The sequence below is a fragment of the Rhizobium sp. HT1-10 genome, assembly GCF_049472505.1.
Lineage (GTDB): Bacteria > Pseudomonadota > Alphaproteobacteria > Rhizobiales > Rhizobiaceae > Rhizobium.
The window spans coordinates 45165-71525 of record NZ_JBCEBQ010000010.1 but is presented as its reverse complement, the minus strand read 5'-3'; the positions used below and the strand labels follow the sequence as shown (position 1 = coordinate 71525).

The window sequence follows — 26361 nt, the reverse complement described above, 5'->3', positions numbered from 1 at the left end:
CTCACCCGGTCTTGGGATTCAAATTCGGTTCTGCCGGTGAGGCCGCGCAGGAATTCAGGAACCTGCACCATCGAACCGGCCCTGAGGTTAAGAAACAAAGAAAGCTTCAATTGCTGTGTGATCAAGGACGTCAATTATAGCGTAGGCGTCTTTATGGGCCCACACGGCAAAGAAGCCCGCAGGTGCGGGATCCTTCGTATGGGAAACTTGCCTCGGCCCTCACACCTGCGCAAAGCGCTCCGGACGGAACGCCGCCAGAAGCGGATGTCTTTCGCCCGTGGCAATTTCGCCCGCGAGCAGTTCACCGATGATTAGGCCGAGCGTGGCGCCACTATGGCTGAAAGCGACATAATAGCCGGGGATGTCGGCAAGTTCGCCCAGCACCGGCTGTCCGTCGCCAGGAATAGGCTTTGGTCCCATCGCATAACTGTCGAGTTCGAGGACAGGATTGCCTTCCAGCACGCGCGACGCCTCGCTAAGCAGACCCTGCACCGTGGAATCCCTCGCCTCGTATGTCCCGTCGGTATGGATGATGATCTCCTCTTCCGACCAGCCGGAATCAAGCACCAGAGCCCCCGTTGGCGTCGGACGGATGGCCACGCGCGGAGTGTTGAGCACGGCGCGCAACGGCAGGCCGTATGGCTTGGTCTTGACCAGCAGCGCGACCGGGGTTGCGTCGCCGATGGGTTGGCCGGCCTCCGCCGCCATCAGCGGCACCGCCGGACCGGTGGCAACGAGAACGGCATCTGCGGCAAAGCTTCTGCCGTCGACGGTGGCGACGCCGCGCGCCCGGCCTGCTTCGATTGTGACAGACGCACGACCCGCATCCGTCACCAGCGCGCCGCCAAGTTTCAGGAATTCGGCAAGCAGCACCTCGATCAAGCCGGGCAGATCCACCCAGCCCTCGCCGGGATTGAAGATCGCGCCCTGAGGGGTCACCGTGCCAGCATCCACGCCCGGCGTCACCGCGGCAATCTCAGGCCCGTCGAGATGCAGCGCTTCGTATCCGATCGCCTTTTCATGGGCAAACGCGGCGGCGATGTCGTTGGCCGCGTTGTCAGCATCCCAGGTCAACCCGCCATCGAAGCGCAGCCAATCGGCATCGGGATGTCGGGTCGCCAGCGTGCGATACCGGTCGATGCCGATCATTCGCAGGCGATGATACTCCTCGGATCGCACGCGGGAGGAATTGAGCCAGGCGAGCGAGCGGCCGGAAGCGCCGTTAGCAACCGGACCATCGTTGATCAACGTCGTGGTGACGCCGAGCCGCGCCAGATTGACGGCAGAGGAAACGCCGAAGATGCCGGCACCGACGACGATGGCAGTCGAGACGGAAGAAGAGCTCATGAAATTCACTTTCCTGATGAATGCGGTTTTGAGGGGATTTACCGGTCGTTTTGCAGGCTCGCGCCCTTGCCCGACCGCCGGAGAAGATCATCGCGCCGCCGCATTACAGCACCTCCGCCAGGAAGTGCTTGAGCCGCTCGGTGCGGGGGGTGTCGAAGATTTCCGAAGGGCTGCCTGCCTCGATCACCCGCCCCTCGTCCATGAAGACGACCTGGTCGGCAACCTGCCGCGCAAAGCCCATTTCATGGGTCACCACGACCATCGTCATGCCACGTCGCCCGAGATCGGCCATGAGCGTCAGAACGCCTTTGACCAGTTCCGGATCGAGCGCGCTGGTAACCTCATCGAAGAGAATGACTTCCGGATCCATCGCCAGCGCCCGGGCGATCGCCACACGCTGCTGCTGGCCGCCGGAAAGCCCGCCTGGCCGATGATGCTGGCGTGCGGCCAGACCGACATCCGCCAACCGCGCTTCGGCGATCTGCGTTGCCTCCCGTCTGGGCATGCCCTTGATCTTCGTCAAGGACAGCATGACGTTTTCGAGTGCCGAGTGATCGGGGAACAGGTTGAATTGCTGGAACACCATGCCGACCCGACGACGCAGCTTTTCCTGCTTCATGGCAAGAATGCTGGCGCCGTCGAGCAGGATATCGCCGCCCTTTGGCTCGACCAGCCGGTTGAGGCAGCGCAGCAGCGTCGATTTTCCCGAGCCGGAGGGGCCGATGATGCAGGTGACGGTACCCGGCTGGACGTCGATGCTGACGCCCTTCAGGACTTCCAGCTCGCCGTAGGCCATGGTAAGGTCGCTGACCCGCAGGCTGCCGCCCTTGAAGGCCTGTCGGACCGGCGCCTGCGCTGTTTGCGATGCAGCCGGACCGCCATCGACGGCGGCCGCCAGTTCGCTCACTTCGGCAAGACCGCTGGTCGGCGCTCCGCCCTTATGCTTGCCGAGCCTGAGGCTGGTGTCGATATAATTGACCACATGGGTCAGCGGCACGGTGATGATCAGGTAGAAGATGCCCGCCAGAAGCAGCGGCGAGAGATTGCCCGTGACCACCGCCTGGTCCTGGCCGACACGGAAGATCTCCCGCTCAGAGGCGAGCAGGCCGAGGAAGTAGACAAGGCTTGAATCCTTGACGTTGCCGATGAACTGGTTGACCAGTGCCGGCAGCACCCGGCGGATGCCCTGCGGGATGACGATCAGCCGCATGCCCTGCCCGTAGCTCATGCTGAGCGCCCGGCACGCCTCCATCTGCCCGCGCTCGACGCTCTGGATCCCCGCCCGGAAGATCTCGCCGATATAGGCCCCGGCAATCAAGCTGAGCGCCAGGATGCCGAGCGGAAAAGGCGAAGGACCGAAAATCTCCCGACCGATGCGGGCAAAGCCCTGGCCGATGATCAGAATGGTGACGATGGCCGGAAGGCCACGGAAGATATCCGTATAGACCCGCGCCGGCAGCCGCAGCCAGCGTGACCGGGACATGCCCATGACGGCCAGGATCATGCCGATGACGACGCCGAGCACGGTCGAGGCGGCGGCAAGGATAAGCGTATTCTTCAGGCCCACGGTAATCATCGTCGGCAGCACTTCGGCCATCGCGTTCCAATCGAGGAAGCTGCGGCGCAGATTGTCGAACCAGTCCATTCTTTCCCCTTTTATCGCTGTCGCGCGGCCCAGTCGGCCGGGACGTTCCCCGAACGGCCGCCTGCCTCTTGGGCAGACGGCCGGTGCCCGTCAGTGGGGAAGATACTGATCGGGCATCGGCGAGCCCGGGAACCACCTCTGATAGAGCGTCTTCCAGGTACCGTCCTGCATGGCCTCATGCAGACCCTTGTTGAGCGCCTCGCGGAACGCGTCATTGCCCTTCTTGATGACGAAGCCTGCCGGCGCGTCAAAGGAAGGGATGTTGATGGCGATCTTCAGGTCGGCATAACGATCGCCATATTGCTTGGCCGCCTCGTAATCGAGGAAGTGGGCATCGATCGTACCGTTGTTGAGAGCGGCGACGGCCGAATTGTTGTCTGGAAACTTAACGAGGTCTGTGCTGGTAAAGGTCTTGGTGGCGTAGATTTCCTGAAGCGAACCCTGGACGACGCCCAGCCGCTTGCCCTTGAGGCCATCGGCGGAGGTGATCGTCTTGTCCCCCGTCAGCACGGAAAGGTAGCCGGCAAGGTAACCATCGGAGAAATCGACAGTCTCCTTGCGCTTTGCCGTCGTTCCGATCGCCGCGACGGCAACGTCGAAGCGGCCGTTGGCAACCGAGGGCATCAGGGCCGAAAAGTCCTGGCCGGTGAACGTCACCTGATCCCTGGAAAAGCCGAGGCGGGAAACGACATTCAGGAACAGTTCGACGTCGAAGCCGGTGAACTGGCCGTCGGCCGTGGCGAACACGTAGGGCTTGGCATCCCCCATGGTGCCGACGCTGATCGTCTTGGCATCGACGAGGTTGTAGGGGTTGTCGACGGCCCTGGCGGCACCGAAACCAATGCAGGCGACCGTGAGCGCAACGGCGCCGGCACGGGCATAGGATCGAAGCCATCTGAGAATTCCAGTTTTACGCATGTTCCTTCTCCTCTGAAGTTGTGTTTTCGAACTTCTGCCGGGACATTGATGTCCTCGTTTTCTTATCTGCCGGACAGCGCCCGAAACGGCCGCCCGCGCTACTCAGCGAAACCCGGGAATAGCCCATAATTTCGTCCGATATAAGCGTAGATACCGGTTTCAACGTAAATGAGACCGGTCTCAATTCGTAATTGTTATATTCGTATTGACCTGCCGTCAACAAGTCTTGTAGTCGTTTCTTTCATGAAGAATGCCTCCGAAAAACGCCGCTCCGTGACCCTTGCCGACGTCGCCCGGCAGGCGAACGTCTCCAAGGCGACCGCAGCCCGGGTCCTTGGGGGCTATGGTGTCGTCAGCGAGAGCGCCCATGACGATGTGATGAAGGCCGCGCAGGCGCTGGATTACCGGCCGAACGAACTGGCCCGCAGCATGACCACCGGCCGCTCCGGCCTCATCGGCGTCGTCGTCGGGGATATCGAAAATCCATTCTTCAGCTTTGCCGTGCGGGGCATCAGCGATGCGGCCCGTGCTGCGGGCTTCAATGTCATCCTTGCCAATTCGGGCGAGGAGATCGAGGCGGAGAAGGCCGCGGTCCGGGTTCTGATCGGCAAGCGGGTCGATGGGTTGATCGTCACCTCGGCCGATTGCCGGGATATTTCCCATCTGCGAGATGTCCATCTTTCCGGCCGCCCGTTGGCGCTTCTCGACCGCGCGCTGCCCGATCTCGATGTCGACGCTGTTACCGTCGATGATCGCGATGCGGCGATGCGGGCAACACGGCTGCTAGTCGACGCCGGCCATCGTCGGATCGCCTATGTCACGGCGGCGGAAGACGCGGAGATCCGCGGCGCCGACGGGCTGCCTGTCATCTCGACGTCAACGGTGCGCGACCGTATCGAGGGGTTTCTTGCGGCCTGTCGAGAGGCGGATATTGCACAGCCGGAACGATCGGTGCTTTTCGGCGCGAAGAAGACCGCGACCCGCGCCATTGTTGCAGGTGCCCTGGCGGCTTCTGATCGACCGACGGCGATCCTCGCATCCGACAGCATCATTGCGCTCGAGACCTTTAAGGCGATCCGGGAGGCCCGCTTGCAGATTCCCGACGATATATCGCTGATCACCTTTCACGACGCCGACTGGACGAGCGTCACTAGCCCGCCGATCACGGCTGTGGACCAGCCGGTCTACAGTCTCGGGAAATCCGTGGCCGACCTACTGATCCGACGCCTGAAAGGCGATATAGCTGCCGTAGAGCGCATCGTTATCGCCGCCTCGCTGATAGAGCGCGGCTCCGTGGGACCTCCGCCGCATTAGTGTGAGTAGCAACTGGCCAGGTCGCCCTCCTACGCTTCCCTTCTCGCCGGACTGTATATATCGCGCGACTGACTCAAGGTAGGGCAGGACGAGACTTGCTGTGGACAAGAAATGATTTGCCACGATCGCTTGTGAACCTCTCAGTGAGGACCTGGCGTCGGCGGTCCGGCCGAAATCAACGTTCAAGGCGATCTCCCCCACATAACGCCTCGTCGACTCATGCGACCGGTATGCAACATCATGCGGCGCGGCCAGGATGCACCCCGCGCTAAGTCAACGCGATTCGTTGAATAAAATCCAAAAAAGCGCGCACCTTGGCCGGCGGCATGTGGCGTGACGGATGATAGGCATAAAGTGGAAACTGCTCGCCGGACCATTCCGTCAGGATCGTCGTCAGTTCCCCGCTCTCAAGCCACTCGTCGAGACCGATGGCAAAGCTCTGGAATATGCCTTGCCCCGCGAGACAGGCCGCGACGGCAGCGGAGGGATCGTCCATGATCAACCGCCCTGCCACCCTGATCTCGATGGCACCGCTATCACCCTGGAATTCCCAGGTGAACGGCCGCCCGGTTTGCGGGTCGCGAAAGAGGATGCAATCGTGGTGCATCAGGTCGTGGGGGGTGGCTGGAACTCCGTGACGGTCGAGATAGCCTGGGCGGCACAGGTCAGCACCGGTACGTCCAGCAGTTTGCGCGCGATCAGCGACGATTCGTCCGGCGGACCGAAACGCACGGCGACATCCGCGCCGCTCATCATCTCTTCGCGATAGTTGCTGGTGGTCAGATCGAGCGTCAGAGCGGGATAGCGCGCCAGAAACTCACCGATCCTCGGCGCCAGCACCATGCGCGCGAACCAGGGATCGATCGAAACCCTGAGCCGCCCGCCGACGAATGCCGCCGAGCCGGCGGCTTCGGAGGCAGCCTCCTCCAGCCCGGCCAGCAACGGCATTATCCTTGCATGGAAGCGGGCGCCCTCTTCGGTCAGCGTAACCTCACGCGGGTTGCGGTCGAACAATCCGACGCCGACGCGTTGTTCGAGCCGCGCTACCGCACGACTGATCCCCGATGGCGTGAGGCCAAGAATATCCGCGGCCCGCACGAAATTGCCTGCTTCCATCACAGCCCCGAAAACGCCGACCCCGGTCAGCAACCGCGTGTCGAAACTCATGCACCCTCTCCGCCGCAAGATTGGTCTTGCCGACCGTCTCGTCATGATGATTTGAAGTCATCTTAGGATTATCCCGGCGTTGCTGCCGACCATCGTCAGGGCGCAAGGCTGGGCGCGGAATATCTTTTGAGACTCGGCCATCGCCGCATCGGCATCGTATCCGGGCCGTCCGACTCCGTCTCTGCGAACGATCGTCTCGGCGGATATCTGGAGGCCGTTGAGAATTTCAACGGCAGCAGCGGCCAATCGTGCAGTAGCATGGTCGTGGAGGCCACCTTCGATTACGAAGGTGGATTGCGGGCCGGCAGTTATCTGCTAGCACAGGCGCGCGACGAAAGACCGACGGCGATCCTGGCGAGCTCGGATCAGCAGGCAATCGGCTGCATGCGTGCTGCCTACGACCTCGGCATTCCCATACCCGCGGCCCTCAGCATCGTCGGGTTCGACGGCATTCCTCTTTCCCACATGACGACGCCACGATTGACGACTATCCGACAGCCGATAGCGGCGGTCGCCGCTGCGGCGGTGGAAATGATCCTGGGCTGTCGGGAGTTTTCGACAGTCGATAAGCCCCTTCTTCTGGAATGTGCACTCCTCGAAGGCGAAACGGCATCACCGCCCAGCCGGGTCCCGATGCGCTTACGAATAGAGCTCCTATAGCGACTGATTGATCGCAGCTCTGAGAGATTCATTCCGGCAATTCTCACGCTGCAGCTCTGAGGACCTTATCGAGTTCTCGGAAGGCACCCGTCGGACTGAGCGCCTTGAGCGGAATCGAACCTGTGACCTGCTATTGCCGCCGTTCAGCCGAGTAGTATATTGCAGTTGCAATCTAGCACGACCTAGTGGCTCCGCACTCTCCCTAGTCTCAAAAAGTGTCAGACGCGTGCGCCGCTTGCGGTGTCGAATGCATGTGCCCTTGGTGAGCCGAGGTCGACCAGCAGTTGTTCACCTGGGCGTGTGCTTAAGCGGTCTTTGGATATGATGGTAAGCTCGTGCCCAGCCAGGCGAGCCGTGATGTGCGTTTCCGAGCCTGTCGGCTCGACAACGAGGACGTCGACGGGGACGGCTCCGTCCCCGCCGATGACGATGTCGTCAGGGCGGATGCCGTACGAAATATCCCTGCCCGCGGCGAGGTTTAGCTTGTTGGCGACTTCGGCGACACCCGCTATTTTCACTCCGGTGTGGGTGACCTTCGCGGGGAAGATGTTCATGGCCGGGCTTCCCATGAAAGTCGCGACGAACAGATTGTCGGGGCGGTCGTAAAGCTCTAGGGGCGTACCGATCTGCTCTACCCTACCCGCGTTCATTACGACAATCTTGTCTGCCATCGTCATGGCCTCGATCTGGTCGTGGGTAACATAGACGATGGTGGTTTTTAGACGCTGGTGGAGCGCCTTGATCTCCGCGCGCATCTTGACCCTGAGCTTGGCATCCAGGTTTGATAACGGCTCGTCGAACAGGAAGACTTTTGGATGCCGCACGATTGCGCGGCCCATGGCGACGCGCTGTCGCTGGCCGCCCGAGAGCTGCGCCGGCTTGCGGTCCAGCAGAGGCACCAGTGACAGGATTTCGGCAGCCTTATCGACTTCTGCCTTTATCTCCGTCTTGCTGCGGCCCGCCAGTTCCAACGCAAACCCCATGTTCTGGGCGACGGTCATCTGCGGATAGAGCGCATAGTTCTGGAATACCATGGCTATGTCGCGGTCCTTTGGTTCCAGATCATTGACCCGACGTCCGTCAATGGCAATGTCTCCGGAGGTCACCGTTTCCAGACCAGCGATCATTCGCAGCAAGGTCGACTTTCCGCAGCCGGACGGACCGACGAGGATGACGAATTCGCCGTCGCGAATGGGAACGTCAACACCGTGCATGACAGGGACTGCGCCATAAGATTTCTTTACATTCGATATTTCGACGGACGCCATCAGAGTTCCTCAAACTTGTTTGCGCACGCGCAGTGCGAGATGGGGTTGGCCCGGCAATTCAATGCCGAATGCCGCGTCTGCCTTGCCGCCGCGCGTGATACTGCCGTGGCGCTGGGGATGCGGAACAAGAGCCGCAATCCGTTTGGCGGGTGTGATCGTCATATTCCATGTATCGATGAGATCGACTTCGTAATCGCCCTCATCCGTCGGCAGGCCCGTGGTCCACTGGTTCGGCTGGTGTTCGCCGAAATAGATGTAGCTGACCTTGCCGCTGAGGTCGCGCGCACCAGATACGCGGCTCCAGGGCCATTGGTCATTCATGCCCATCGGCTCGAGACCCTGCAGGCCGTCTTCTTGCATCAGGCGGAGCAGGAAGCTGATGCGTGGCCAGCTCGTCCCGTGCAGTTTGCCGCCCTTTGCCCACCAGATGAGGTCTTCGGGGTGAGCGTATGTCTCGCCGTGACCTGCATAGCCTCCGCGCGTCACAGTGATCCAGAAGCGGCGCACTAATTCCTCGGCCGTGATGTTGCCCCAGCACGGATAGATATTGCCTTCATATTCCGGCTCGTCGTTGACGACGGGCTTGCCGTAGGCCACGCGCCATTCCGGCGTCCGCTTAACATCCCAGTTCTGGATGCAGACATGGGTGATCCAGGGCTTGCGGTGGTCGAAATTCATGTTCTGGTCGCCATTGTGGATCGACCGCAGGTGCTGCACCGGGTCGTTCTCCTCCAGGATGTGGCAGAAGCGGTCCCACGTCGCGACGGGAATGGTGTCGAGCAAGAAGTCGTACTCGTTGGCCAACGCCCACCAGACATTCCGGAAGGCGGACAGGCGCGCGGCGGCATACTCGACAAAGCGCAGGTTCTGCTCCTCGCTCATCGTCGCATAGCCCCAGCGGTCGTACGGGTGGAAGAGGATAAGGTCCGCCTCGATGCCCAGATCACCGAGCTTGGCGATCTGCTGTTCCAGGTGCTGGAAGGCAACGGGATTGGGCCGATCGAAATCGAGTCCGCCGTCGCCACCCTCCATAAATATTGGCTGCAATGGTTCGTTGGTATTAAATGGATAGTCCTTCGGAAAGACGGCCATCCTGATTTTGTTGAACCCGGCCATCTCCAGGCTCGCGAGCGTCTCGGCCTGCATCTCGCGGGGCTGATGTGTCCACGCATAGCAGGTGGTACCGAACGGATAGTAGGGCGTGCCGTCATCGTAGGCGAAGTGGAACCGATTGCGGACGCGAACGGGACCATGCACGCCGCTGCGGGCGTCCGTCACCGTCAGCGTGCCGGACTTGCCGTCAAGTTCCGGCACTGACGAAGTCGTCGTGTAGGTCCATTCGCCAGTCGTATCTGGCATGAAACGGAGCAGGTATTGGTTCGTGCCGTCGTGAAAGCCGGTGACGCGAACGGAACGATTGCCCTGCTTGAAGTGCGCGTGCAGCGTGACGTCAAGATAGGGATTGCCGGCGGCAGGACCGTCGAGGCGGATTTCGTGGATGTCGTACAGGTGGGTCATGGTCATTCCTTGACCGCCCCGGTCGTAAGGCCGGCGACGAAATAGCGTTGGAACATGAGATAGACAATGGCGGCGGGAAGCACGGTCATGATGATCGCAGCATTGAGTTCGCCGTAGTTGCTCTGGAACTGGCTCTGGAAATTCATCAGGCCCAGCGGCAGCGTCCACATCTTCGGATCCTGGAGGATGACAAGCGCCATGGCAAACTCGTTCCATGTGGCGACGAAATCGAGAATCAGCAGCGCCGACAGGACGGGCAGTGAAACCGGCAGGAATATCCGCCAGAAGATCGTGAAATGGGATGCGCCATCGATACGAGCCGCTTCCGAGAGCTCTTTGGGGATTGCCAGGAAGAACCCGTACAAAATAAAGACCTGGTAGGGTATGCCGAAGGCCAGATAGGGCAGAATGATACCGGGATAGGTATTGATTAAGCCGATAGCATTCACCTGCCGGAAGATCGGCGCCAGCATGACTTGGAACGGCAGCATCGTGCCAAACACGAACAATGCGAAAACGACCTTGTTCAGCCGCATCGGGACTTTAGCGAGCGCATAGGCCGCCATGGCCGAAATGAAGAGCCCGAGCGGCACTTTGATCACGGTGATGACGACGCCGTTGAAGGCGGTGGTCGAAAAGTTGCCGCGCTTCCAGGCCGAGACGAAATTGTCAAAGGCAAGGTCCGTTGGTAACGAGAACGCACTCGAATTCATCACCGACTCGCTCGACTTCAGCGCCGTAAAGACGATGAAGACGAACGGCGTGATCCAGATCAGCGCCAGCAAGATAAGCCCGATCCAGAGGGCAATGAGCATCGGGTCGGTTTTGCTCGAGCCGATCGGGCGAAATGCCTGCGAGAATATCGTCATCGTTTCATCTCCTCGCGCTTGAACATCCACCGCATGTAGGGGATCACGATCGCCAGGGTGATCAGCAGCAGGACGACGGAGACTGCAGCACCTCGGCCATAGACGCCGAGCTGCATGGATTGCGTGTAGGCCCACATGGCCAGCATCTGGGTCGACTGCGCCGGGCCCCCGCCGGTCATCCCGTAGATGATGTCGAAGGCTTTCAGGGAGTTGATCAGCGACAGGACAAGCACGACGGTGATCGTCGGCCCGAGTGCCGGCACCGTCACATATTTGAACACGCCCCAGCGTCCCGCGCCATCGATGCGCGCGGCTTCGATCAACGTCGCCGAAACGCCCTGGAGGCCCGCCAGGAACAGCACCATGGAAAAGCCGACCGATTGCCAGATGTGGGCGACAAGGACGGACCAGAGGGCCACCTTTTTGTCGCCGAGCCAGTCCATGATCCAGTCGGCAAAACCCCAATAGGTCAGGATGGTGTTGAACAGGCCGAAGAAGGGATCGTACATCCACTTCCAGATCGTCGCGACCGCGATCGACGCGATGATCACCGGCAGGTAGAAGATCACCCTTAACGAAGACTTGCCCGGAATGTTCTGGTTCAGCGCAAGTGCCAGACCGAAACTGATCAGCGTCGGGATGAGAACGGCAAAAAAGGTCCAGGCAAGCGTAGTCCAAAGCGCGCCCCAGAACACCGGGTCCTGGGTGAAAATTGCCCGGTAATTCTCGACACCGACGAATTTGGCCTCGGACGCGAGACCATTCCACGACGAGAACGACATCTTGACGACATCGATCATCGGATAGACGGCAAACAGCAGGTAGACGATCAGGGCGGGCACAAGCAGGACATAGCCTTGCATGCTCGGCCCCAAAGACAAGCGCGTTCTTGACATGGTTTCTCACCGAGCTCGGCGCGGGGTTCCGAAGCTGCGCCCGGAACCCCGCCTTGGGAGGTTAGCCTTTGTTGGCAATAAACGTCTGCAAGGTCTTGCCGCCGTCCTCGGGCTTGATATCGCCCGACGCCACGTTGTTGATGACGCGGAAATATTCCGTCGTCACGTCTAGCGGGAATGCCTGGTCGCCATTGACGAACACCTTGCTGTATTTGGCGAAGATATCGATCCACTTCTTGTCGAGCGGATCGACCTTGTCGTACTTGACGTTGGCGTTGACAGAGATCGAGCCGAACGCACCGAGATTGTCCTGCTGGACTTTGTCCGAAAGCAGATAATCCAGGAACTTTGCCGCGTCGTCCGGATGAGCGCTCTTGCTCGAATCATAGAGATATTCGGCAAACCCGTAGAGCCGATCAGCCCCGGTTGGAAGCGGGAAGACATCAAAGTCATCCATGCGCTTGGCGGTGCGCAGCTGGCCGACAAGCCAGTCGCCTTCAAGCATCAACGCCGCACGGTTGCCGAGGAACAGCTTGAAAGCCTGATTGTTGTCGATGCCCATGAACGGCTTGAGAATGTAATTCTGCGACCAGTCGCTCAGTTCAGTGAAGCTTGCACTGGCGCAGGCCTCCGTCGACCAGTCCGCCTTCATGGTCATCAGCGCATCATGCTTTTCCGGACCGCACTTGGCCTCCAGAATGAAATCCATGAGCCGCATCAGATGCCAGTTGACCGTTCCGCCGAATGTCATGGCCGGGATGCCGGCTTTCTTCAGCTTGGCGGCATCGGCTTTCAGTTCATCATAGGTGGTTGGCGTCGCTGTGATGCCGGCCTTCTGGAACAACGCCTTGTTGTAATAGAGCCCTTCGCCATGAAAGGTGTAGGGCACGCCCTGGCGGCCGCCCTCATAGACTTTGGAAAAGCTCACCGCCGAAGCCGTCAGACGCTTGTCCCAATCATATTTCTTGTAATATTCGTCCAGTGGCTTGGACAGCCCGGCTTTGACGAATTCGCCGCCAAGCCCGAGTCCCGCCCACATGAAATAGACGTCCGGCCCCTGGCTGGACTGCGACGCGACACGCAGCGCCGCCTTGTGCTCGTCGACCGAGCGACCCTCGCGGGAGATCGTCACGCCCGGATTGGCCGCATCGAAATCCTTGACGATTTTATCCCAGGCGACATTCGCGGCATCATTGTCGAACGTCAACGTCCAGACCTTCAACTCCGCCGCAGAAGCGCTAGCTGCAAGTCCTAACGTCGCCGCCAACAGCGTGGCAGCAAAAGCATTGCTCTTTCGCATTTAATCCTCCCTGACGCGGCCCTCCCCGCGACCTGAAATTCGCGGACGCACCAAGCTTTGTCAATACCTTTTTTCATTCATGAATTAATGCGCTTGCAAGGCCAATAAAAAATACCGCGTTTTTTACGATTCAGATTGATTGCTTCCTCTAGGCGGTTGGAGTCCTTCTCATTTTATTCTATTGCGCTTGTCTTGGAGATTTGCCTAAATGCGTCGCGAAGGATGAAGCCATGCAGGACATTACGCAGCTGTTTCTGGATAGGGAAGCGCCGTCGGGACGGATCGTGCGCGCCATCGCCGCAATAGGATCAACCACGGCTATTCAGCTGGTGCAATCGACGGGGCTTGCGCGCTCCACGGTCTCGACACTTCTTTCGGAGTTGAAAGATAGCGGAATCGTTCTCGATCTCTCAACCAAAAGCAACGGTTTTGGTCGCCCGTCGCAATTACTCTCTCTCAACCCAGAAACTGGACGCTGTGCCGGAGTCCTCTTGGGATTAGGCGAAATCCGTATCGTCATCTGCGATCTTGCGCATTCGGTGCTTTCGGATGTCTGGTTCGAAATGCCGCGCGACTACGCGCCAGAAGCTGCAGCACAGCAGATCAAGGCTAATCTTGCGCGGGAATGCGCCTTGCTCGGCTTTGCCATCGCCGACCTTCTTGGGGTCGGCCTGGCGATTTCAGCGCCCCTCAGCTACGATGGGAGGGTGCTCAACGGGGACGTCTTGCCCACTTGGGGTGGCGTCAATATCGCGGCCCTGTTTTCGGATTATCTTGACTGTCCGATACATGCGGAAAACGAGAGCCACTGCGGCGCTTTGGCAGAAATGACATGGGGTGCGGCGATTGGCGAGAAAGACTTTGTCCTCTTCAAGTTCGACCTTGGCGTGGGTGGCGCGATCGTTCGAGATGGCGTGGTTCAGCGGGGCTTTACCGGTAGCGCGGCCGAATTCGGCCATCTCGTTCTGGATCCCAACGGCGCTCTTTGCCGCTGCGGAAATCGGGGTTGCCTTCAGACATTTGTCGGCGGGTACCATCTCGTTCGGCACGCTGAAGAATTTGGTGGCTACCCCGTAACTATTGATGAATTTGTCGAGCACGCAAAGGATGGTAGACTTGGGTACAGGCGCCTGATTGCCGACGCAGCGGAGAAAGCTGGATGGGGTATGGGCATCGCTGCCACCATCCTCAACCCCCCATTGTTCGTCATTGTCGGCAAGCTGGCCGCAATCGGCGAGGCTTTCCTAACGCCCATGGAGCGCAGTTTCTCGCGCCATACCCTCCCGCCGCCGGACCAACTAATTGAAACAACGAGACCTCGCTTCGTCGTTGGGAAGTTTCTGGGCAATGATGACACAGTCCTTGGTGCAGTGGCACTTGTGCTGCATCAGCACGGACGAGTGTCCGGCTTTTCATCGAGAAATTAGATTTACCGAATTCAACGTGAGTATCGCACGCCTTGAAGAGAATCGAACCCTCGGCAGAGGCGAATGCTCTCTACGCAATTGATATTGAAGGATCACGGCCACCTAGGTCTGAATATTTTGATGTCTATGCAGAGATCGGCCGCCTCCATGGCAACGCGAGTTATGGAAACTCCAGGTAGTTGTAAAATCAGCACTGACTGATAGGCCGAGCCGGATTGCCAACCACTCTCTGTCCATCTGCAACGTTGCGCGTCACCACCGCGCCCGCGCCAACGATAGCGCCATCTCCGATAGTTATTCCCCCTAGTATGATGGCACCGCCGCCAATCCAGACATCTTTCCCGATAGAGACTGGTCGGGCGACTTCTAGGCCTGCCTTCCGTAGGCCACGTCGCGATGATGTTCTGGGCAGTAGATCTGGACGGCGGGTCCAAGCATCGTTCCGTCGCCAATCGACACTGATGCGGTATCCAAAATTACGCAGGCAGAATTGAGATACACCCCGCTTCCGAGCGAGATATTCATGCCATAGGTACAATGGAACGGTGCCTCGATGAAGGCGTCGCCAGCGGCGGCGAATAGTGCACGAAGCTCGGCAGCCATCGCCCCACGTTCGTCAGGCGGCGCGCTGTTGTGAGCATGCACGGCGCGTCTTGCCAGCATGCGCAACGAATCGAGTTCGGGATCGATGCAGCAGTACCATTCGCCCGCTTTCATTTTCGCGCGCTCGCTCTTCAAAGGCCTGCCTCCGCTCGTGCTCTCGATAGGCATTTTAATCCCCCGAAACGATGTATGGCAATGACTTTGACTGCCCATTGTCTTTTGCTGTTTCCCTGTCCCAAAGCACGCTCGAGTGACGGGGATCCCCATTACTCAACTGAGGAGGTGCCACCGGTAACTTCGGGATTCAGAGAGAGCGTATGCGTTTGATCACCTTATACCCTATACCTTGCAGTGCCGCCGCAGGTTCAAGACTGTTCCGCTGGCGGTTCGCTTACCCATCCTTCAGCAAGAGGAGGCACTTCGATGAAGCGTTGCGATAGCTGCGAACGAGAAATCCTCGATCAACTTGCGGTCTGCCCGTATTGTCACAGGCTTCAAATGTCCGCTGATCAACGGGGCAGCCAAACCAAGAGAGTGGTGGTCGTGGTCATATTGACCATCGTGCTGACCAGCAGTTGGGCGCTCTTTCGGTACTATACGCACGGTGTCATACCGCATCTACAATGAAGTCAGTTTCGAGTGCCGCGCGCAGGCTCACCGTTTTGCCGCACAACGTCGAACCGTCAATGCAGATTTGGTAGTGACCGGAAGGTCGTCGCGGTCAAACGAAGAAGCGAGGTTGACGCTATCGCCCCCGACGGTTTGATTGCATTCAAAGATCGTGATCCGCGGGCTCCACGTTCCAAGAATGACGGTCTTGAAAGGATGCGAACCGTCGACCCCTTGCATATCGCAGCTCTAAACCATTTATCAGAAGCGATCCAGTGACTTGGAACATCAGGCCATGTCCCTAAATTTTCTCAGAAATTGTCCCAATCACCAGTTATGTGGTACAAGACCAAGGCCGGGATAAAGTCTGTCGACGGCCATTGCATCCTCAGTCAGCTCGGAGATGATCCAATCACGCACCTCGGTGACGATTGGCCTTTTGGGCTTGTCGCGAAGGCGTGACAGATGGCATCTTCGGTTGGTTTGCATCAGATGTTCACCAGCGGGCACGAGCGTGCCGGCTCGCAACCAGTGCCCAACGACATTCAGCCAGCCCAGCGCCACCCCCTGCCCGAGCAACGCCGCTTGGACAACGATCGCGTAGTCAGAGAAGATCATCGAATTTGTCATCTCCTCGCCGTTGGCAGCAGAAAACAGGCTCGACCAATTCGGCTCGGCATCGCTGAGATTGATCGTCGTGTCCGCTGCCTGCTCCATGCCGCCAATCCCATGACTGTTCTTGTAATCCGGACTGCAGATCGGGATGAGAATTTCGGGCATGACAAAGGTGGCCTCATGCCGATCATCACTGCCTTGGACAAATCGCATGCCGAGATCGACGTCATCGATGGGACCGGCAAGCGCGCCCATGATGAGCTGGAAGCGAAGATCGACCGCCGGAAACTGGATCTTGAACGCCGCCATGCGCGGCATCATCCAATGGGTCGTAAAGCCTGTCGACAGGGACAGGGAGACGGTATGAACCCCGATGCGACGTTCCTCGATCTCCCGGAGCGCATCTTCAATGCCTGAAAAGCCGCGCGAAATTGCATCGAACAGAACGCGGCCGGATTCGGTCAGAAGGACACCTCCCGCGCTTCGCGTAAACAAGGCGATGTCCAGATGTTCCTCCAATCGGGAAACCATCCGGCTGACGGCGGCCGGCGTCACATTGAGATCCCCTGCCGCCTTTGAAAAATTGCCAAAGCGCGCTGCGGCCTCGAAAGTAAAGAGGCTGTTCATGGAGGGTAAGGCACGTCGCATATTTGTCATTACATCATGTAACAACAACCCATACTTTTTTTCAATTGCGGATATCGCGATTGTTTGGTCTCTTGATCCTCTCAGAGGACGTCAGATCCTTCGGAAAATCAGGCGACCACGGAAAATGGCCGAAGGCGCGGCTTGCGCTCCTTGGCGCTGGCAATCCAGGTTTCGACTCAGCAAAGAATACGACGTAGGCTGGCAACAGTTGTGTATCGCATATATTTCGTAGTGGAATCAGATGATTAATATCGACAAGTCGGAATCGGTCGGAGTCTCCATTCGTTCAGCCAACAAGTTCTATGGGATTTTCCAAGCTTTGACCAATGTCAGCCTCGAGGTTTCCGCTGGCGAATTCGTCTCGATCCTCGGGCCGTCCGGCTCCGGCAAGACCACCCTGCTGGGCCTCTTGGGCGGCTTTGTTCAACCGACGTCTGGCAGCATCTGGCTAGGTGATCGAGATATTACATTCGCGCCCCCGCACAAGCGCAACATCGGTATCGTCTTTCAGAATTACGCGCTGTTTCCCCATATGAGCGTGGCAGAAAACATCACCTTTCCGTTGCGGGCCCGCCGGATTGCCCGGGAAACCTGGCCGGCTCGGCTGAAGGCTGCACTCGAGATGGTGGAGCTGGCCGGATATGACGACAGGCGCATCCACGAACTCTCCGGCGGCCAGCGCCAGCGCGTGGCGCTGGCCAGAGCGATCATCTTCGAGCCGAAGCTGATCCTGATGGATGAACCGCTTTCGGCGCTCGACAAGCAGCTGCGCGAAAACATGCAGATCGAGCTCAAGCGCCTGCACAAGAAGCTCGGCGCGACGATCGTTTACGTCACCCATGACCAGCGTGAGGCGCTGACGATGAGCGACCGCGTTGCGATCATGAACAGGGGGCAACTGGTTCAGGTCGATACGCCGCAACGGCTGCACGATCAGCCCGCAAATTCCTTCGTCGCGAAGTTTATCGGCGAGGCAACCCTGGTGCCTGTCGAATATGAAGATGCCAACAGAGTGAAACTTGGCGACGCGATCCTTCGCACGTCTCATACCGTGGTGACCGGGCAGAAGCTTTACCTCGCCGTTCATTCGGAGAAGCTCCTCGTTGCGGACGGTCGCGAGCCGGCCGGCTCCAACCTTCTGCCGGCCGTGGTCACCGACACGCTCTACCAAGGCGAAAGCAGCAGGGTTTTTCTGAAGCTTTCCTGCGGCAGCGATCTCAGCCTGCGATTGCCGAGCAACCATGCCGGGCGCCTGCAGCTCAAAAATCCTGGCGACCGGATAACCGTCGCGCTCCATCCGGACGACACCATCGTCGTGCCCGAAGCCTCGTGAGACACCGCATCCATTCTTTATCCAATGAGGAAAGACTACTATGAAACTCACCGAATTCAAGGTCATGACATTTGACGTTGTCGGCACACTGATCGATTTTGAAAAGGGCGTGCTGGATGCTGTTCGTGCGCTGGGCGGAAAAAAGGCCGCAGCTTTGTCCGACGATGCGATTTTCGAGCCATACAAGCGTGGTCGCGACAAGTTCTACGGACGTTCGTCCTTTGCGATGAAGGATGTCTATCTGTCGCTTGCGGCCGAACTTGGCCTGAAGGCGGACGATGCGACGGCGGAGGCATTCCAGCTCGCCGTGCTCCGCTGGCCAGCATTTACGGACTCCGTCGATGCCCTTCAACGCCTGCGCAAGAACTATCGACTGGTGGCAATGACCAATGCCGACCGTACGGCGTTCTCCGCCTACGCCGCAACACTCGGCCATCCGTTTCATGACAGCGTCACCTGCGACGAGGCCGGCTGTGCGAAGCCCAATCCGCAATTCTTCGCTTTCAACAAGGGCCGACAGTCGGCGTCCGGATACAAACAAGCCGAGATCCTGCATGTGGCGCAGAGCCAGCACCACGATATCGGTATCGCCAAGGAACTCGGCTACACGACATGCTGGATCGAGCGGCGGCAAGATCAGCAGGGTTTTGGCGGCACACCCGCACCGAAGGTCCTGACAAAGCCGGACTTTCACTTTTCATCGCTGAAGCAGCTTGCAGACGCCGTCGACGCAGAATTGGCCGCTGGCATAAAAACCGCCAGTGCAGCCTGAAAGCGGACGGAAAGATCATGCAACAACGCCAGCCACCATTTCCCGATATTGCCTCGCTCTGGCAGGAGACGGCTGAGCAAAGTCCATCCTTCGGCCTATTGCCAGGCGATCGGCGTTTTGATGTCGCGATCATCGGCGGTGGCTATACCGGGCTGACCACGGCACGCTATCTTGCCCGCCGCGGCCTGTCTTCGGTGGTGCTCGAAGCAAGCCAGATCGGCTGGGGAGCAAGCGGTCGCAATGGCGGCGTTGTTTCGGGAAAATTCCGACTGGCCTTCTCGGAGATTGCGACGCGCTTCGGCATCGATACGGCGCGCCGCATGCACGACATCGGCATCGGGGCGATAGAGCATGTCGGCGAACTGGTCGAGGATTACGGCATAGCGGCGGCTGATTACCGAGCCACCGGTTCCCTGCGATGCGCCCACAATGACATATCCCTGGCAGGGCTGAAAAGCGAGACGGAGTGGCTGCATCAGACGCTCGGCGATCGGGCCTGCTCGCTGCTGTCGGCCGGGGACATGGCGGCAGAAACCGGGTCGCATGATTTCGTCGGCGGCATGCTCAACACCCATGGCGGCATCATTCATCCGCTTAATTTTGCGAGGGGTATCGCCGCCGGCCTGCAGCGAGCCGGGATGGAGATTTTCGAGAGGACGCCGGTTTTGGCGCTTCGGCAGGACGGATCGGGCGTACGGCTCGAGACACCGCACGGAACCGTCTCCGCCAAGCAGGCAGTGATCGCGACAAATTCCTATTCCGATCTGACGCCGGCCACTTCGGCGGTGCGCAAAGCGATCATTCCGTTTCGCTCCGCCATGATTGCTACCGAGCCATTGCAAGGAAAGTCCGGCGAGCATCTTCTGTCTGAAGGTCGTAGCTATACCGAGACCCGACGGATGATGCGCTGGTTTCGCAAGGTCGGCGATCGTCTGCTTTACGGCGGGCGGGGCGCTTTCGGTAGGGACGATTCCGAAAGCGCGTTTGCAGCACTTCACAAGGCGATGATACGCCAGTTTCCCGAACTTGGCGGCGCTGCCATCACGCATCGCTGGGCGGGCCTCGTCGCCATGACGATGGACAGCATTCCCCATGTGGGCAGGCTGGACGACCGTGTCATCTATGCCGTCGGGTATAACGGCACCGGCGTGGCGTTGGCCTCCAGCATGGGCAAACATGTTGCAGCGCTCGTTGCCGGCGAGAAGGTGGACCTTGGACTTCTGACTTCGGAACGGCTTAAGCCTGTTCCATTTTATCCCATCCGTGAACCCGCTGTTCGGCTCGTTGCCGGCTGGTACCAGTTTCTGGATGCAATCGGGCGCTAAGACCCTGACTGTCAACATCATCAGCGGGCGTTTCGGACCCTGCCACAAGAAGAGGTGAACGGACATGACATTGAAGTTTTCAAGCATAACGCTTTCCGCATCGATACTCGCGCTCTCCGCAGGGTTCGCGGCCGCCGAACAGATCACCTTTGTTTCTCAAGGTGGCGCCTACCAGGAGGCCCAGACAAAGGCGATCCTCGACCCTGTCGCCGAACTGCTGAAGATCACCATCAATCAGGATAGCTCGCCAGACGCCTGGCCAGTTATCAAGACGCAAACAGCGACCGGCAAGCCGATCTGGGACGTCATCGACACGCCTGCGAAGGACTGCATTCGCGGTGGTGAGCAGGGGATGATTGAAAAGCTGGACTTTTCCAAGCTTCCGAATGTCGCCAGCATGCCCGCCGAGTACAAAAGCCCCTACTCCGTCGCCTACGAGTTCTATTCGAGCGTGCTCGCCTACAACAAGAAGAAATTCGGCGACAAACCACCGCAGTCCTGGGCAGACTTCTGGGATGTAAAGAAATTCCCCGGAACACGCGCCCTGCGTAACCATCCGCTTGCCACGCTGGAAGCGGCCCTGCTTGCGGATGGCGTCCCCGCGGACAAACTTTATCCGCTAGACGTTGACCGCGCCTTCAAGAAGCTTGAGGAAATCAAGCCCTATGTAACTGTCTGGTGGACTTCCGGTGCCCAGTCGGCCCAGCTTCTGGCCGACAGCGAGGTCGATATGGAAATGGCCTGGAACGGCCGCGTGACAGCGGTCGTCAAGGAAGGTGCGCCGATCGGCTATACATTCAACCAGGGTTTTCTCCAGTATACGTCTCTATGCATCCTGAAGGGTGCGCCCAATCTCGATACTGCGGTGAAGTTCGTCAATGCCGCGCTCAAGCCTGAGATCCAAGCCAATTTCCCGGCCTATATCGATTACGGGCCCGGCAATCCGGCGGCCTATAAGACCGGCAAGATTTCACCCGAGCGTGCCGCCGAGATGCCAAGCTCGCCCGCCAATGCTGCAAAGCAGGTGCTGGTGTCGGATGCCTGGTGGAGCTCACCGGCCGGTGAGGATGCACAGAAGCGTTGGGCTTCGTTCATTCAGCAATAAGCATCCGGCCTCCGGAGGGGTACCCATGGCGACAGCGGCAAACAATCCCGAAGACCAGAACGACCGCCGCGAGCAGCGGCTGATGCTGATGCTGCTTGCGCCGGCATTGCTGGTGGTGGTGTCGCTTCTCGTGGTTCCCCTTCTCTGGCTAGCCTGGCAATCAATCCGCCAGGACGGCAGTTTCACCGCCGCCAACTATGCACGGTTTCTGACAGATTCCGTCTACTGGATAACCTTTCTGCAGACCTTCCGGATCGCCGCCATCGCCACCCTGGCGACGCTTCTGCTCGGCTACCCCGTCGCCTATCTGGCGGCGGGGCTTCCGCAGCGATGGAGCGTGGTCATTCTGGCCATGGTCCTGTTGCCCTTCTGGACCAGCGTTCTCGTGCGCGCCTATTCCTGGCTGATCCTGTTGCAGCGGACCGGCATCATCAATTCGGCGCTGAAAGGCGCGGGATTGATCGATAGCCCGTTGCTGCTGGTCAACAACGAACTCGGCACGGTGATTGCGACCATCCATATCCTTCTGCCGTTCATGGTTCTGCCGCTCTACGCGACCATGAAGAAAATACCGCCGGAATTGACCATGGCCGGCGCCAGCCTCGGCGGCTCGCCGTTTCTGGTCTTCACGCGGATTTTTCTGCCGCTTTCAATGCCCGGTATGATCGCTGGAATGGTATTGGTGTTCGTGCTGACGCTCGGCTTCTACATCACACCGGAGCTGCTCGGTGGCGGGCGCACCTACATGGTCTCGACGTTGGTATCGCGCAACATCGAGCTCTACAACGAATGGGGCGCGGCCTCCTCAATCAGCGTCGTCCTGATGATCTGCGTCTTCCTGGTCTTTAAGCTGGCGAGCCTGCTCATTCCATTTGAACGCATCATGGGAACGAGGTAAATCATGTGCCGTCCCAATTACCTTCTCTATGGCTTTGTCGCCGTCGTCCTTGCATGGCTGATCATTCCGATCATCATCATCATTCCCATGTCTTTTTCTGGCGCAAGGTTTCTTTCGTTTCCGCCGCCGTCGTGGTCGCTGCGCTGGTACGATGCATTCCTCGGCAGCGCCCAGTGGATGCAGGCGACCCGCGTCAGCCTCATCGTCTCCGTGTCGAGTGCGATCCTCGCAACTGTTCTTGGGACAGCGGCAGCCTATGCGCTGAACATGACATCGTCCAGACTGGTGCGCAGCCTGCAAATGGTGCTGCTTCTGCCGCTAATCGTCCCGATCGTCATCACAGCCGTTGGTGTGTTCCTTGTGTACGCGCAGGTCGGCCTTCTCGCGACCATGACTGGCCTTATCCTCGCCAATGTCATGCTCGGCCTGCCCTACGTCATCACATCCGTTCTGGTTGGATTGCGGAAGTTCGACCCCACGCAAGAAATGGTATCGCGCAGTCTGGGCATGAACCGGCTGCGGACGTTCTTCATCGTGACATTGCCGCAGATACGACCAAGCGTGATCTCAGGGCTATTGTTCGCCTTCATCTCGGCCATGGACGAAACTGTGGTGGCACTGTTCATCTCCGGGGGCGAGAACCAGACGTTGACAAAGCGCATGTTCACTGCGCTGCGCGACGAGATCGATCCGACCATCGCAGCGATCAGTTCGCTGCTGACAACGATATCCATCATTCTGGTCATCATGGTCGCCATCAGCGCCCGCAACGCCGAGCGCCGGCGGGGAAATGCGGTATGATTGCTGACCATCTGATCCTTGGAGGCGGCTCGGCCGGCTGTGTTCTGGCCGCGCGGCTGTCCGAAGATCCGAAACGCGTGGTCGTGCTTGTCGAAGCTGGCCGAAACATCGAAGCGGGGCACATTCCTGACGATGTCCGCAGCCGCTATCCGGGGCGTGCCTATCTCGACACGAGCAATATCTGGCACTCCCTGAGCGCCTTCATGGGCATCACCAACTCGAACAGCAATCCGCGCCAAAGGCGGCGATACGAGCAGGGTCGAATCCTCGGCGGCGGATCGGCCATCAACGCGCTGATGGCCAATCGCGGTGCACCGTCGGATTACGCGGAGTGGGAAGCCTTAGGCGCCAGCGGCTGGAGTTGGGAAAACTGCCTGCCCTTTTTCCGCAAGATCGAAGCCGACCGCGATTTTGACGGGCCGCTGCACGGCAAGGACGGCCCCCTGACGATCCGACGGATCAGCGATCGGGCGATTTCTCCCTTCGTCGATCGCGTCATGAAAACGCTGGCGAGGCAAGGATATCCGATCCGCGACGACCAGAACGGCCCATGGGAGGACGGTGTTTTTCGAGGTGCCATTGCAGTCAGCGACGCCGGCGAACGCCTTCCGACATCAATCGCCTTTCTGACGCACGATGTCCGCGCCAGACCCAATCTCAGGATCATCACCGACAGCACGGTCGAGCGACTTGTCTTCGATGGGGTGAAGGCTATCGGCGCGCAGATTAGCGGTGCCGTTTCCAAGATGATCCGCGCTCACGAGGTCATCGTTTCATCAGGTGCGATCCACTCCCCGGCGTTGCTGTTGCGCTCGGGGGTAGGACCCGGCAAGGACCTGGCGGCGCTCGGAATTCCGGTTGTCGCGGCGCGCGCCGGAGTAGGCAAGAATCTCATGGAACATCCGTCGATCGCGGTCTCCGCCTATCTGCCTCCGGCAATGCGCGTCCGCGATCGTGCCGAACATCATGAGCAGGCTATCTGGCGCTTTTCGTCCGGCGTTCCCGGCAGCCCTCAAGGCGATATGCATGCCGCCATCTTGTCGAGGTCCGGCTGGCATTCCGTCGGATTGCGGTTGGGCACGCTGTTCTTCTGGGTGAACAAATCCTTTTCGCGCGGTGAACTCCGGCTTTCCTCCGCCGATCCCCGCATCGAGCCCGATGTCGATTTTCGAATGCTGAGCGACGAACGGGATCTCGAGCGGCTGAAGCTGGCGCTGCGCATGGGTGCGCAAGCGCTTTCAGATCGGAACATGGATGGCTACAGCGGCACCGTTTTTCCCTCCAGCTACTCTCCGCGCGTTGCAAAGGTCGCTGTCCCTGGTGCGTGGAACGGGCTCCAGCGCGGGATACTATCCGCCCTGCTCGATCTTGCCGGACCTCTTCGTCCCGCCTTGGTGCATTCGGCCATCACGCGCGGAGCCACTATCGACGCGTTGCTCGGTGACGACGACACTCTCACCGAATTCATTCGACGGCACGCCGGGGGAACCTGGCATCCGTCCGGCACCTGCCGCATGGGCGCAAAAGACGATGCGATGGCTGTCGCCTCTCCCACAGGCCGGGTTTACGGGGTCGAGGGGCTGCGCATATGCGACGCCTCGCTGATGCCGTCGATCCCCTGTGCCAATACCAATATACCGACGATCATGATTGCCGAACGGATCGCAAATTTCATTCACAATGCAGAGTGAGACTGGATATGCAGTTCGGCATTTCCACTGAACAACCCCGATTTTAGGCAGGACTTTGTGCCGATCCTGTCTAAACTGCACCGACGGCAGATCCTTCTGGAAGCGCTTGGACGCTGGATTAAATGATGAGAAACTCGGACAAATTCTATATCGGCGGGGCGTGGGTCGATCCGCTTGGCGGGGTCAAAATGGACGTCATCGATCCGGCAACCGAACAGCCATTCGCGTCCATTGCAATGGGAACGGCCGCGGACGCCGAAACAGCGATTGCTGCTGCAAAAGCTGCTTTTCCATCCTTCTCGCAATCGTCGAAGGAGGAGCGCCTTGCGCTGCTGGAACGCATTCTCGACATTCTGAAGCGCCGCAATGACGAGATCGGCGACATCATAGCTAGAGAGATGGGCGCACCGACCGACCTCGCGCGCAATTCCCAGGCCAGCATCGGAGCCGCCCATTTCAAGGAAACGCTGCACGCACTCGATGCCTTCGCATTCGAGTATATGCAGGGAAGCACACGCATCGTTCACGAGCCGATCGGCGTCGTCGCGATGATCACGCCCTGGAACTGGCCGATCAACCAGATCGCCTCCAAGGTGGCACCGGCGCTTGCGACCGGCTGCACAATGGTTCTGAAGCCCTCGGAAATCGCACCGCTCAACGCCATCATTTTTGCGGAAATCATGCACGAAGCGGGCGTCCCCGAGGGCGTATTCAATCTTGTCCAAGGCGATGGCCCGACAGTCGGCGCAGTGCTTGCGAGCCACTCCGATATCGATATGGTCTCGTTCACCGGATCGACGCGGGCTGGCATAACCGTTGCACAGGCGGCGGCGCCCACCGTCAAGCGTGTCCATCAGGAGCTGGGTGGCAAGTCGCCCAACATCGTACTCAGAAGCGCCGATCTCCACACGGCCGTTGCGGCGGGCGTGCGTCGCTGTTTCGACAATTCCGGTCAGTCCTGCAATGCGCCGACACGGCTGCTGGTGCCGATGGAGCGCATGGACGATGCGATCGCCGTAACGCGGGCGGCAGCAGAATCGATTGTCGTCGGTGCGCCCGGACATCCCGCGACCACCATGGGTCCCGTTGTCAGCCAGTTGCAGTTCGACAAGATCCAGGGTTTGATCCGTAAGGGTATCGAGGAAGGCGCCACGCTTGTCACTGGTGGATGCGACAGGCCGGCACATCTCAATGTCGGTTATTACGTAAAGCCGACCGTCTTTGCGCATGTGAGCAACGACATGACCATCGCACAGGAAGAGATCTTCGGCCCGGTCCTCGTCATGATCGGCTACGGCACGGAAGACGAGGCTGTCGCCATTGCCAACGACACACCCTACGGCCTCGCTTCCTACATCCAGGGAGACGCCGCTGAGGCAAGAGCCCTGTCGCGAAAGCTTCGGACCGGCATCGTGCGCATCAACAGCTCTGCCTGGGACGGTGCGGCGCCCTTCGGCGGCTACAAGCAATCGGGCAACGGCCGCGAATACGGCAAATTCGGCATTCATGAGTTTACCGAGATCAAAGGCATTGTCGGCTATGCCGACAGCTGAGCGCCGGACAGACGATTTCTTGCGCTTCACTGCTGCGCGGCACCTTCACCGGAAAGAGATGGCGAAGACATCCAAATTT

The 26361-nt window shown here is 59.3% G+C and carries 19 protein-coding genes and 3 pseudogenes; 11 read left to right on the top strand and 11 right to left on the bottom strand.

Going from position 1 to position 26361, the window contains the following annotated elements; genetic code table 11:
- Positions 1 to 219: 219 nt before the first annotated feature.
- From VH564_RS21375 to VH564_RS21365, 3 genes are all read right to left on the bottom strand, one after another.
- The gene (locus VH564_RS21375; protein ID WP_423341871.1) at positions 220 to 1347 is read right to left on the bottom strand and encodes an NAD(P)/FAD-dependent oxidoreductase; all 1128 of its coding nucleotides are present in this window, start codon (positions 1345 to 1347) and stop codon (positions 220 to 222) included.
- Positions 1348 to 1450: 103 nt separating this feature from the next.
- Entirely contained in the window at positions 1451 to 2992 is a 1542-nt protein-coding gene (locus VH564_RS21370) for an amino acid ABC transporter permease/ATP-binding protein (RefSeq protein WP_423341870.1), read from the bottom strand.
- A 90-nt stretch (positions 2993 to 3082) separates the two neighbouring features.
- The gene (locus tag VH564_RS21365) at positions 3083 to 3910 is read right to left on the bottom strand and encodes an ABC transporter substrate-binding protein (protein ID WP_423341869.1); all 828 of its coding nucleotides are present in this window, start codon (positions 3908 to 3910) and stop codon (positions 3083 to 3085) included.
- A gap of 243 nt (positions 3911 to 4153) precedes the next feature.
- Between VH564_RS21365 and VH564_RS21360 the strand changes: the two genes are divergently transcribed.
- Positions 4154 to 5224, top strand: a complete 1071-nt coding sequence (locus VH564_RS21360) for a LacI family DNA-binding transcriptional regulator (RefSeq protein WP_423341868.1) — start codon at positions 4154 to 4156, stop codon at positions 5222 to 5224.
- Positions 5225 to 5492: 268 nt separating this feature from the next.
- On the opposite strand, the pseudogene VH564_RS21355 reads toward VH564_RS21360, so the two are convergent.
- Positions 5493 to 6340: pseudogene (locus tag VH564_RS21355) on the bottom strand (LysR family transcriptional regulator).
- 120 nt (positions 6341 to 6460) lie between these two features.
- On the opposite strand from VH564_RS21355, the pseudogene VH564_RS21350 reads away from it, so the two are divergent.
- A pseudogene (locus VH564_RS21350) lies at positions 6461 to 7051 on the top strand (substrate-binding domain-containing protein); the annotation flags it as partial.
- Between the two features lie 218 nt (positions 7052 to 7269).
- Here the strand turns inward: VH564_RS21350 and VH564_RS21345 are convergent.
- The 5 genes from VH564_RS21345 to VH564_RS21325 form a co-directional block, all read right to left on the bottom strand.
- Entirely contained in the window at positions 7270 to 8319 is a 1050-nt protein-coding gene (locus tag VH564_RS21345; protein ID WP_423341867.1) for an ABC transporter ATP-binding protein, read from the bottom strand.
- 9 nt (positions 8320 to 8328) lie between these two features.
- On the bottom strand, positions 8329 to 9837 hold the full coding sequence (locus VH564_RS21340) for a DUF4038 domain-containing protein (protein WP_423341866.1): 1509 nt from the start codon (positions 9835 to 9837) through the stop codon (positions 8329 to 8331).
- Positions 9838 to 9839: 2 nt separating this feature from the next.
- On the bottom strand, positions 9840 to 10706 hold the full coding sequence (locus tag VH564_RS21335; RefSeq protein WP_423341865.1) for a carbohydrate ABC transporter permease: 867 nt from the start codon (positions 10704 to 10706) through the stop codon (positions 9840 to 9842).
- Positions 10703 to 11602, bottom strand: coding sequence for a carbohydrate ABC transporter permease (locus VH564_RS21330; RefSeq protein ID WP_423341864.1), 900 nt, complete (start codon positions 11600 to 11602; stop codon positions 10703 to 10705). The genes VH564_RS21335 and VH564_RS21330 overlap by 4 nt, the downstream gene beginning before the upstream one ends.
- Before the next feature lie 61 nt (positions 11603 to 11663).
- The gene (locus VH564_RS21325; RefSeq protein WP_423341863.1) at positions 11664 to 12902 is read right to left on the bottom strand and encodes an extracellular solute-binding protein; all 1239 of its coding nucleotides are present in this window, start codon (positions 12900 to 12902) and stop codon (positions 11664 to 11666) included.
- 230 nt (positions 12903 to 13132) lie between these two features.
- Here VH564_RS21325 and VH564_RS21320 point away from each other — a divergent pair, with 230 nt between their 5' ends.
- A complete protein-coding gene (locus tag VH564_RS21320; protein WP_423341862.1) occupies positions 13133 to 14329 on the top strand; it encodes an ROK family protein in 1197 nt (398 codons plus the stop codon).
- Positions 14330 to 14516: 187 nt separating this feature from the next.
- On the opposite strand, the pseudogene VH564_RS21315 reads toward VH564_RS21320, so the two are convergent.
- A pseudogene (locus tag VH564_RS21315) lies at positions 14517 to 15100 on the bottom strand (sugar O-acetyltransferase).
- Between the two features lie 768 nt (positions 15101 to 15868).
- Positions 15869 to 16813 (bottom strand): LysR family transcriptional regulator, encoded by a 945-nt coding sequence (locus VH564_RS21310; RefSeq protein WP_423341995.1) that lies wholly within the window; start codon positions 16811 to 16813, stop codon positions 15869 to 15871.
- Positions 16814 to 17045: 232 nt separating this feature from the next.
- On the opposite strand from VH564_RS21310, the gene VH564_RS21305 reads away from it, so the two are divergent.
- The 8 genes from VH564_RS21305 (at position 17046) to VH564_RS21270 (ending at position 26282) form a co-directional block, all read left to right on the top strand.
- Entirely contained in the window at positions 17046 to 18137 is a 1092-nt protein-coding gene (locus VH564_RS21305) for an ABC transporter ATP-binding protein (protein ID WP_423341861.1), read from the top strand.
- A gap of 40 nt (positions 18138 to 18177) precedes the next feature.
- Complete coding sequence (locus tag VH564_RS21300; RefSeq protein WP_423341860.1) at positions 18178 to 18909, top strand: HAD-IA family hydrolase; 732 nt, start codon at positions 18178 to 18180, stop codon at positions 18907 to 18909.
- A gap of 17 nt (positions 18910 to 18926) precedes the next feature.
- Positions 18927 to 20234: an NAD(P)/FAD-dependent oxidoreductase gene (locus VH564_RS21295; RefSeq protein ID WP_423341859.1), complete on the top strand. Its 1308-nt coding sequence runs from the start codon at positions 18927 to 18929 to the stop codon at positions 20232 to 20234.
- A 64-nt stretch (positions 20235 to 20298) separates the two neighbouring features.
- Positions 20299 to 21339 carry an ABC transporter substrate-binding protein gene (locus VH564_RS21290; protein ID WP_423341858.1) on the top strand — a complete coding sequence of 347 codons (1041 nt, stop codon included), beginning with the start codon at positions 20299 to 20301 and terminating at the stop codon, positions 21337 to 21339.
- A 25-nt stretch (positions 21340 to 21364) separates the two neighbouring features.
- Positions 21365 to 22237 (top strand): ABC transporter permease, encoded by an 873-nt coding sequence (locus VH564_RS21285; RefSeq protein ID WP_423341857.1) that lies wholly within the window; start codon positions 21365 to 21367, stop codon positions 22235 to 22237.
- A gap of 3 nt (positions 22238 to 22240) precedes the next feature.
- Entirely contained in the window at positions 22241 to 23038 is a 798-nt protein-coding gene (locus tag VH564_RS21280; protein ID WP_423341856.1) for an ABC transporter permease, read from the top strand.
- Entirely contained in the window at positions 23035 to 24729 is a 1695-nt protein-coding gene (locus tag VH564_RS21275; RefSeq protein ID WP_423341855.1) for a GMC family oxidoreductase, read from the top strand. The genes VH564_RS21280 and VH564_RS21275 overlap by 4 nt, the downstream gene beginning before the upstream one ends.
- 125 nt (positions 24730 to 24854) lie before the next feature.
- The gene (locus VH564_RS21270; RefSeq protein WP_423341854.1) at positions 24855 to 26282 is read left to right on the top strand and encodes an aldehyde dehydrogenase family protein; all 1428 of its coding nucleotides are present in this window, start codon (positions 24855 to 24857) and stop codon (positions 26280 to 26282) included.
- The last annotated feature ends 79 nt before the right edge of the window (positions 26283 to 26361 follow it).

Bases quoted from the DNA above. Each gene is read 5' to 3' on its own strand.
- VH564_RS21345 (WP_423341867.1), bottom strand. From the start codon at position 8,319: ATGGCGTCCGTCGAAATATCGAATGTAAAGAAATCTTATGGCGCAGTC.
- VH564_RS21300 (WP_423341860.1), top strand. From the start codon at position 18,178: ATGAAACTCACCGAATTCAAGGTCATGACATTTGACGTTGTCGGCACA.
- VH564_RS21360 (WP_423341868.1), top strand. From the start codon at position 4,154: ATGAAGAATGCCTCCGAAAAACGCCGCTCCGTGACCCTTGCCGACGTC.
- VH564_RS21340 (WP_423341866.1), bottom strand. From the start codon at position 9,837: ATGACCCACCTGTACGACATCCACGAAATCCGCCTCGACGGTCCTGCC.
- VH564_RS21290 (WP_423341858.1), top strand. From the start codon at position 20,299: ATGACATTGAAGTTTTCAAGCATAACGCTTTCCGCATCGATACTCGCG.
- VH564_RS21310 (WP_423341995.1), bottom strand. From the start codon at position 16,813: ATGACAAATATGCGACGTGCCTTACCCTCCATGAACAGCCTCTTTACT.
- VH564_RS21270 (WP_423341854.1), top strand. From the start codon at position 24,855: ATGAGAAACTCGGACAAATTCTATATCGGCGGGGCGTGGGTCGATCCG.
- VH564_RS21330 (WP_423341864.1), bottom strand. From the start codon at position 11,602: ATGTCAAGAACGCGCTTGTCTTTGGGGCCGAGCATGCAAGGCTATGTC.
- VH564_RS21285 (WP_423341857.1), top strand. From the start codon at position 21,365: ATGGCGACAGCGGCAAACAATCCCGAAGACCAGAACGACCGCCGCGAG.
- VH564_RS21370 (WP_423341870.1), bottom strand. From the start codon at position 2,992: ATGGACTGGTTCGACAATCTGCGCCGCAGCTTCCTCGATTGGAACGCG.
- VH564_RS21280 (WP_423341856.1), top strand. From the start codon at position 22,241: ATGTGCCGTCCCAATTACCTTCTCTATGGCTTTGTCGCCGTCGTCCTT.
- VH564_RS21295 (WP_423341859.1), top strand. From the start codon at position 18,927: ATGCAACAACGCCAGCCACCATTTCCCGATATTGCCTCGCTCTGGCAG.
- VH564_RS21375 (WP_423341871.1), bottom strand. From the start codon at position 1,347: ATGAGCTCTTCTTCCGTCTCGACTGCCATCGTCGTCGGTGCCGGCATC.
- VH564_RS21325 (WP_423341863.1), bottom strand. From the start codon at position 12,902: ATGCGAAAGAGCAATGCTTTTGCTGCCACGCTGTTGGCGGCGACGTTA.
- VH564_RS21275 (WP_423341855.1), top strand. From the start codon at position 23,035: ATGATTGCTGACCATCTGATCCTTGGAGGCGGCTCGGCCGGCTGTGTT.
- VH564_RS21365 (WP_423341869.1), bottom strand. From the start codon at position 3,910: ATGCGTAAAACTGGAATTCTCAGATGGCTTCGATCCTATGCCCGTGCC.
- VH564_RS21320 (WP_423341862.1), top strand. From the start codon at position 13,133: ATGCAGGACATTACGCAGCTGTTTCTGGATAGGGAAGCGCCGTCGGGA.
- VH564_RS21305 (WP_423341861.1), top strand. From the start codon at position 17,046: ATGATTAATATCGACAAGTCGGAATCGGTCGGAGTCTCCATTCGTTCA.
- VH564_RS21335 (WP_423341865.1), bottom strand. From the start codon at position 10,706: ATGACGATATTCTCGCAGGCATTTCGCCCGATCGGCTCGAGCAAAACC.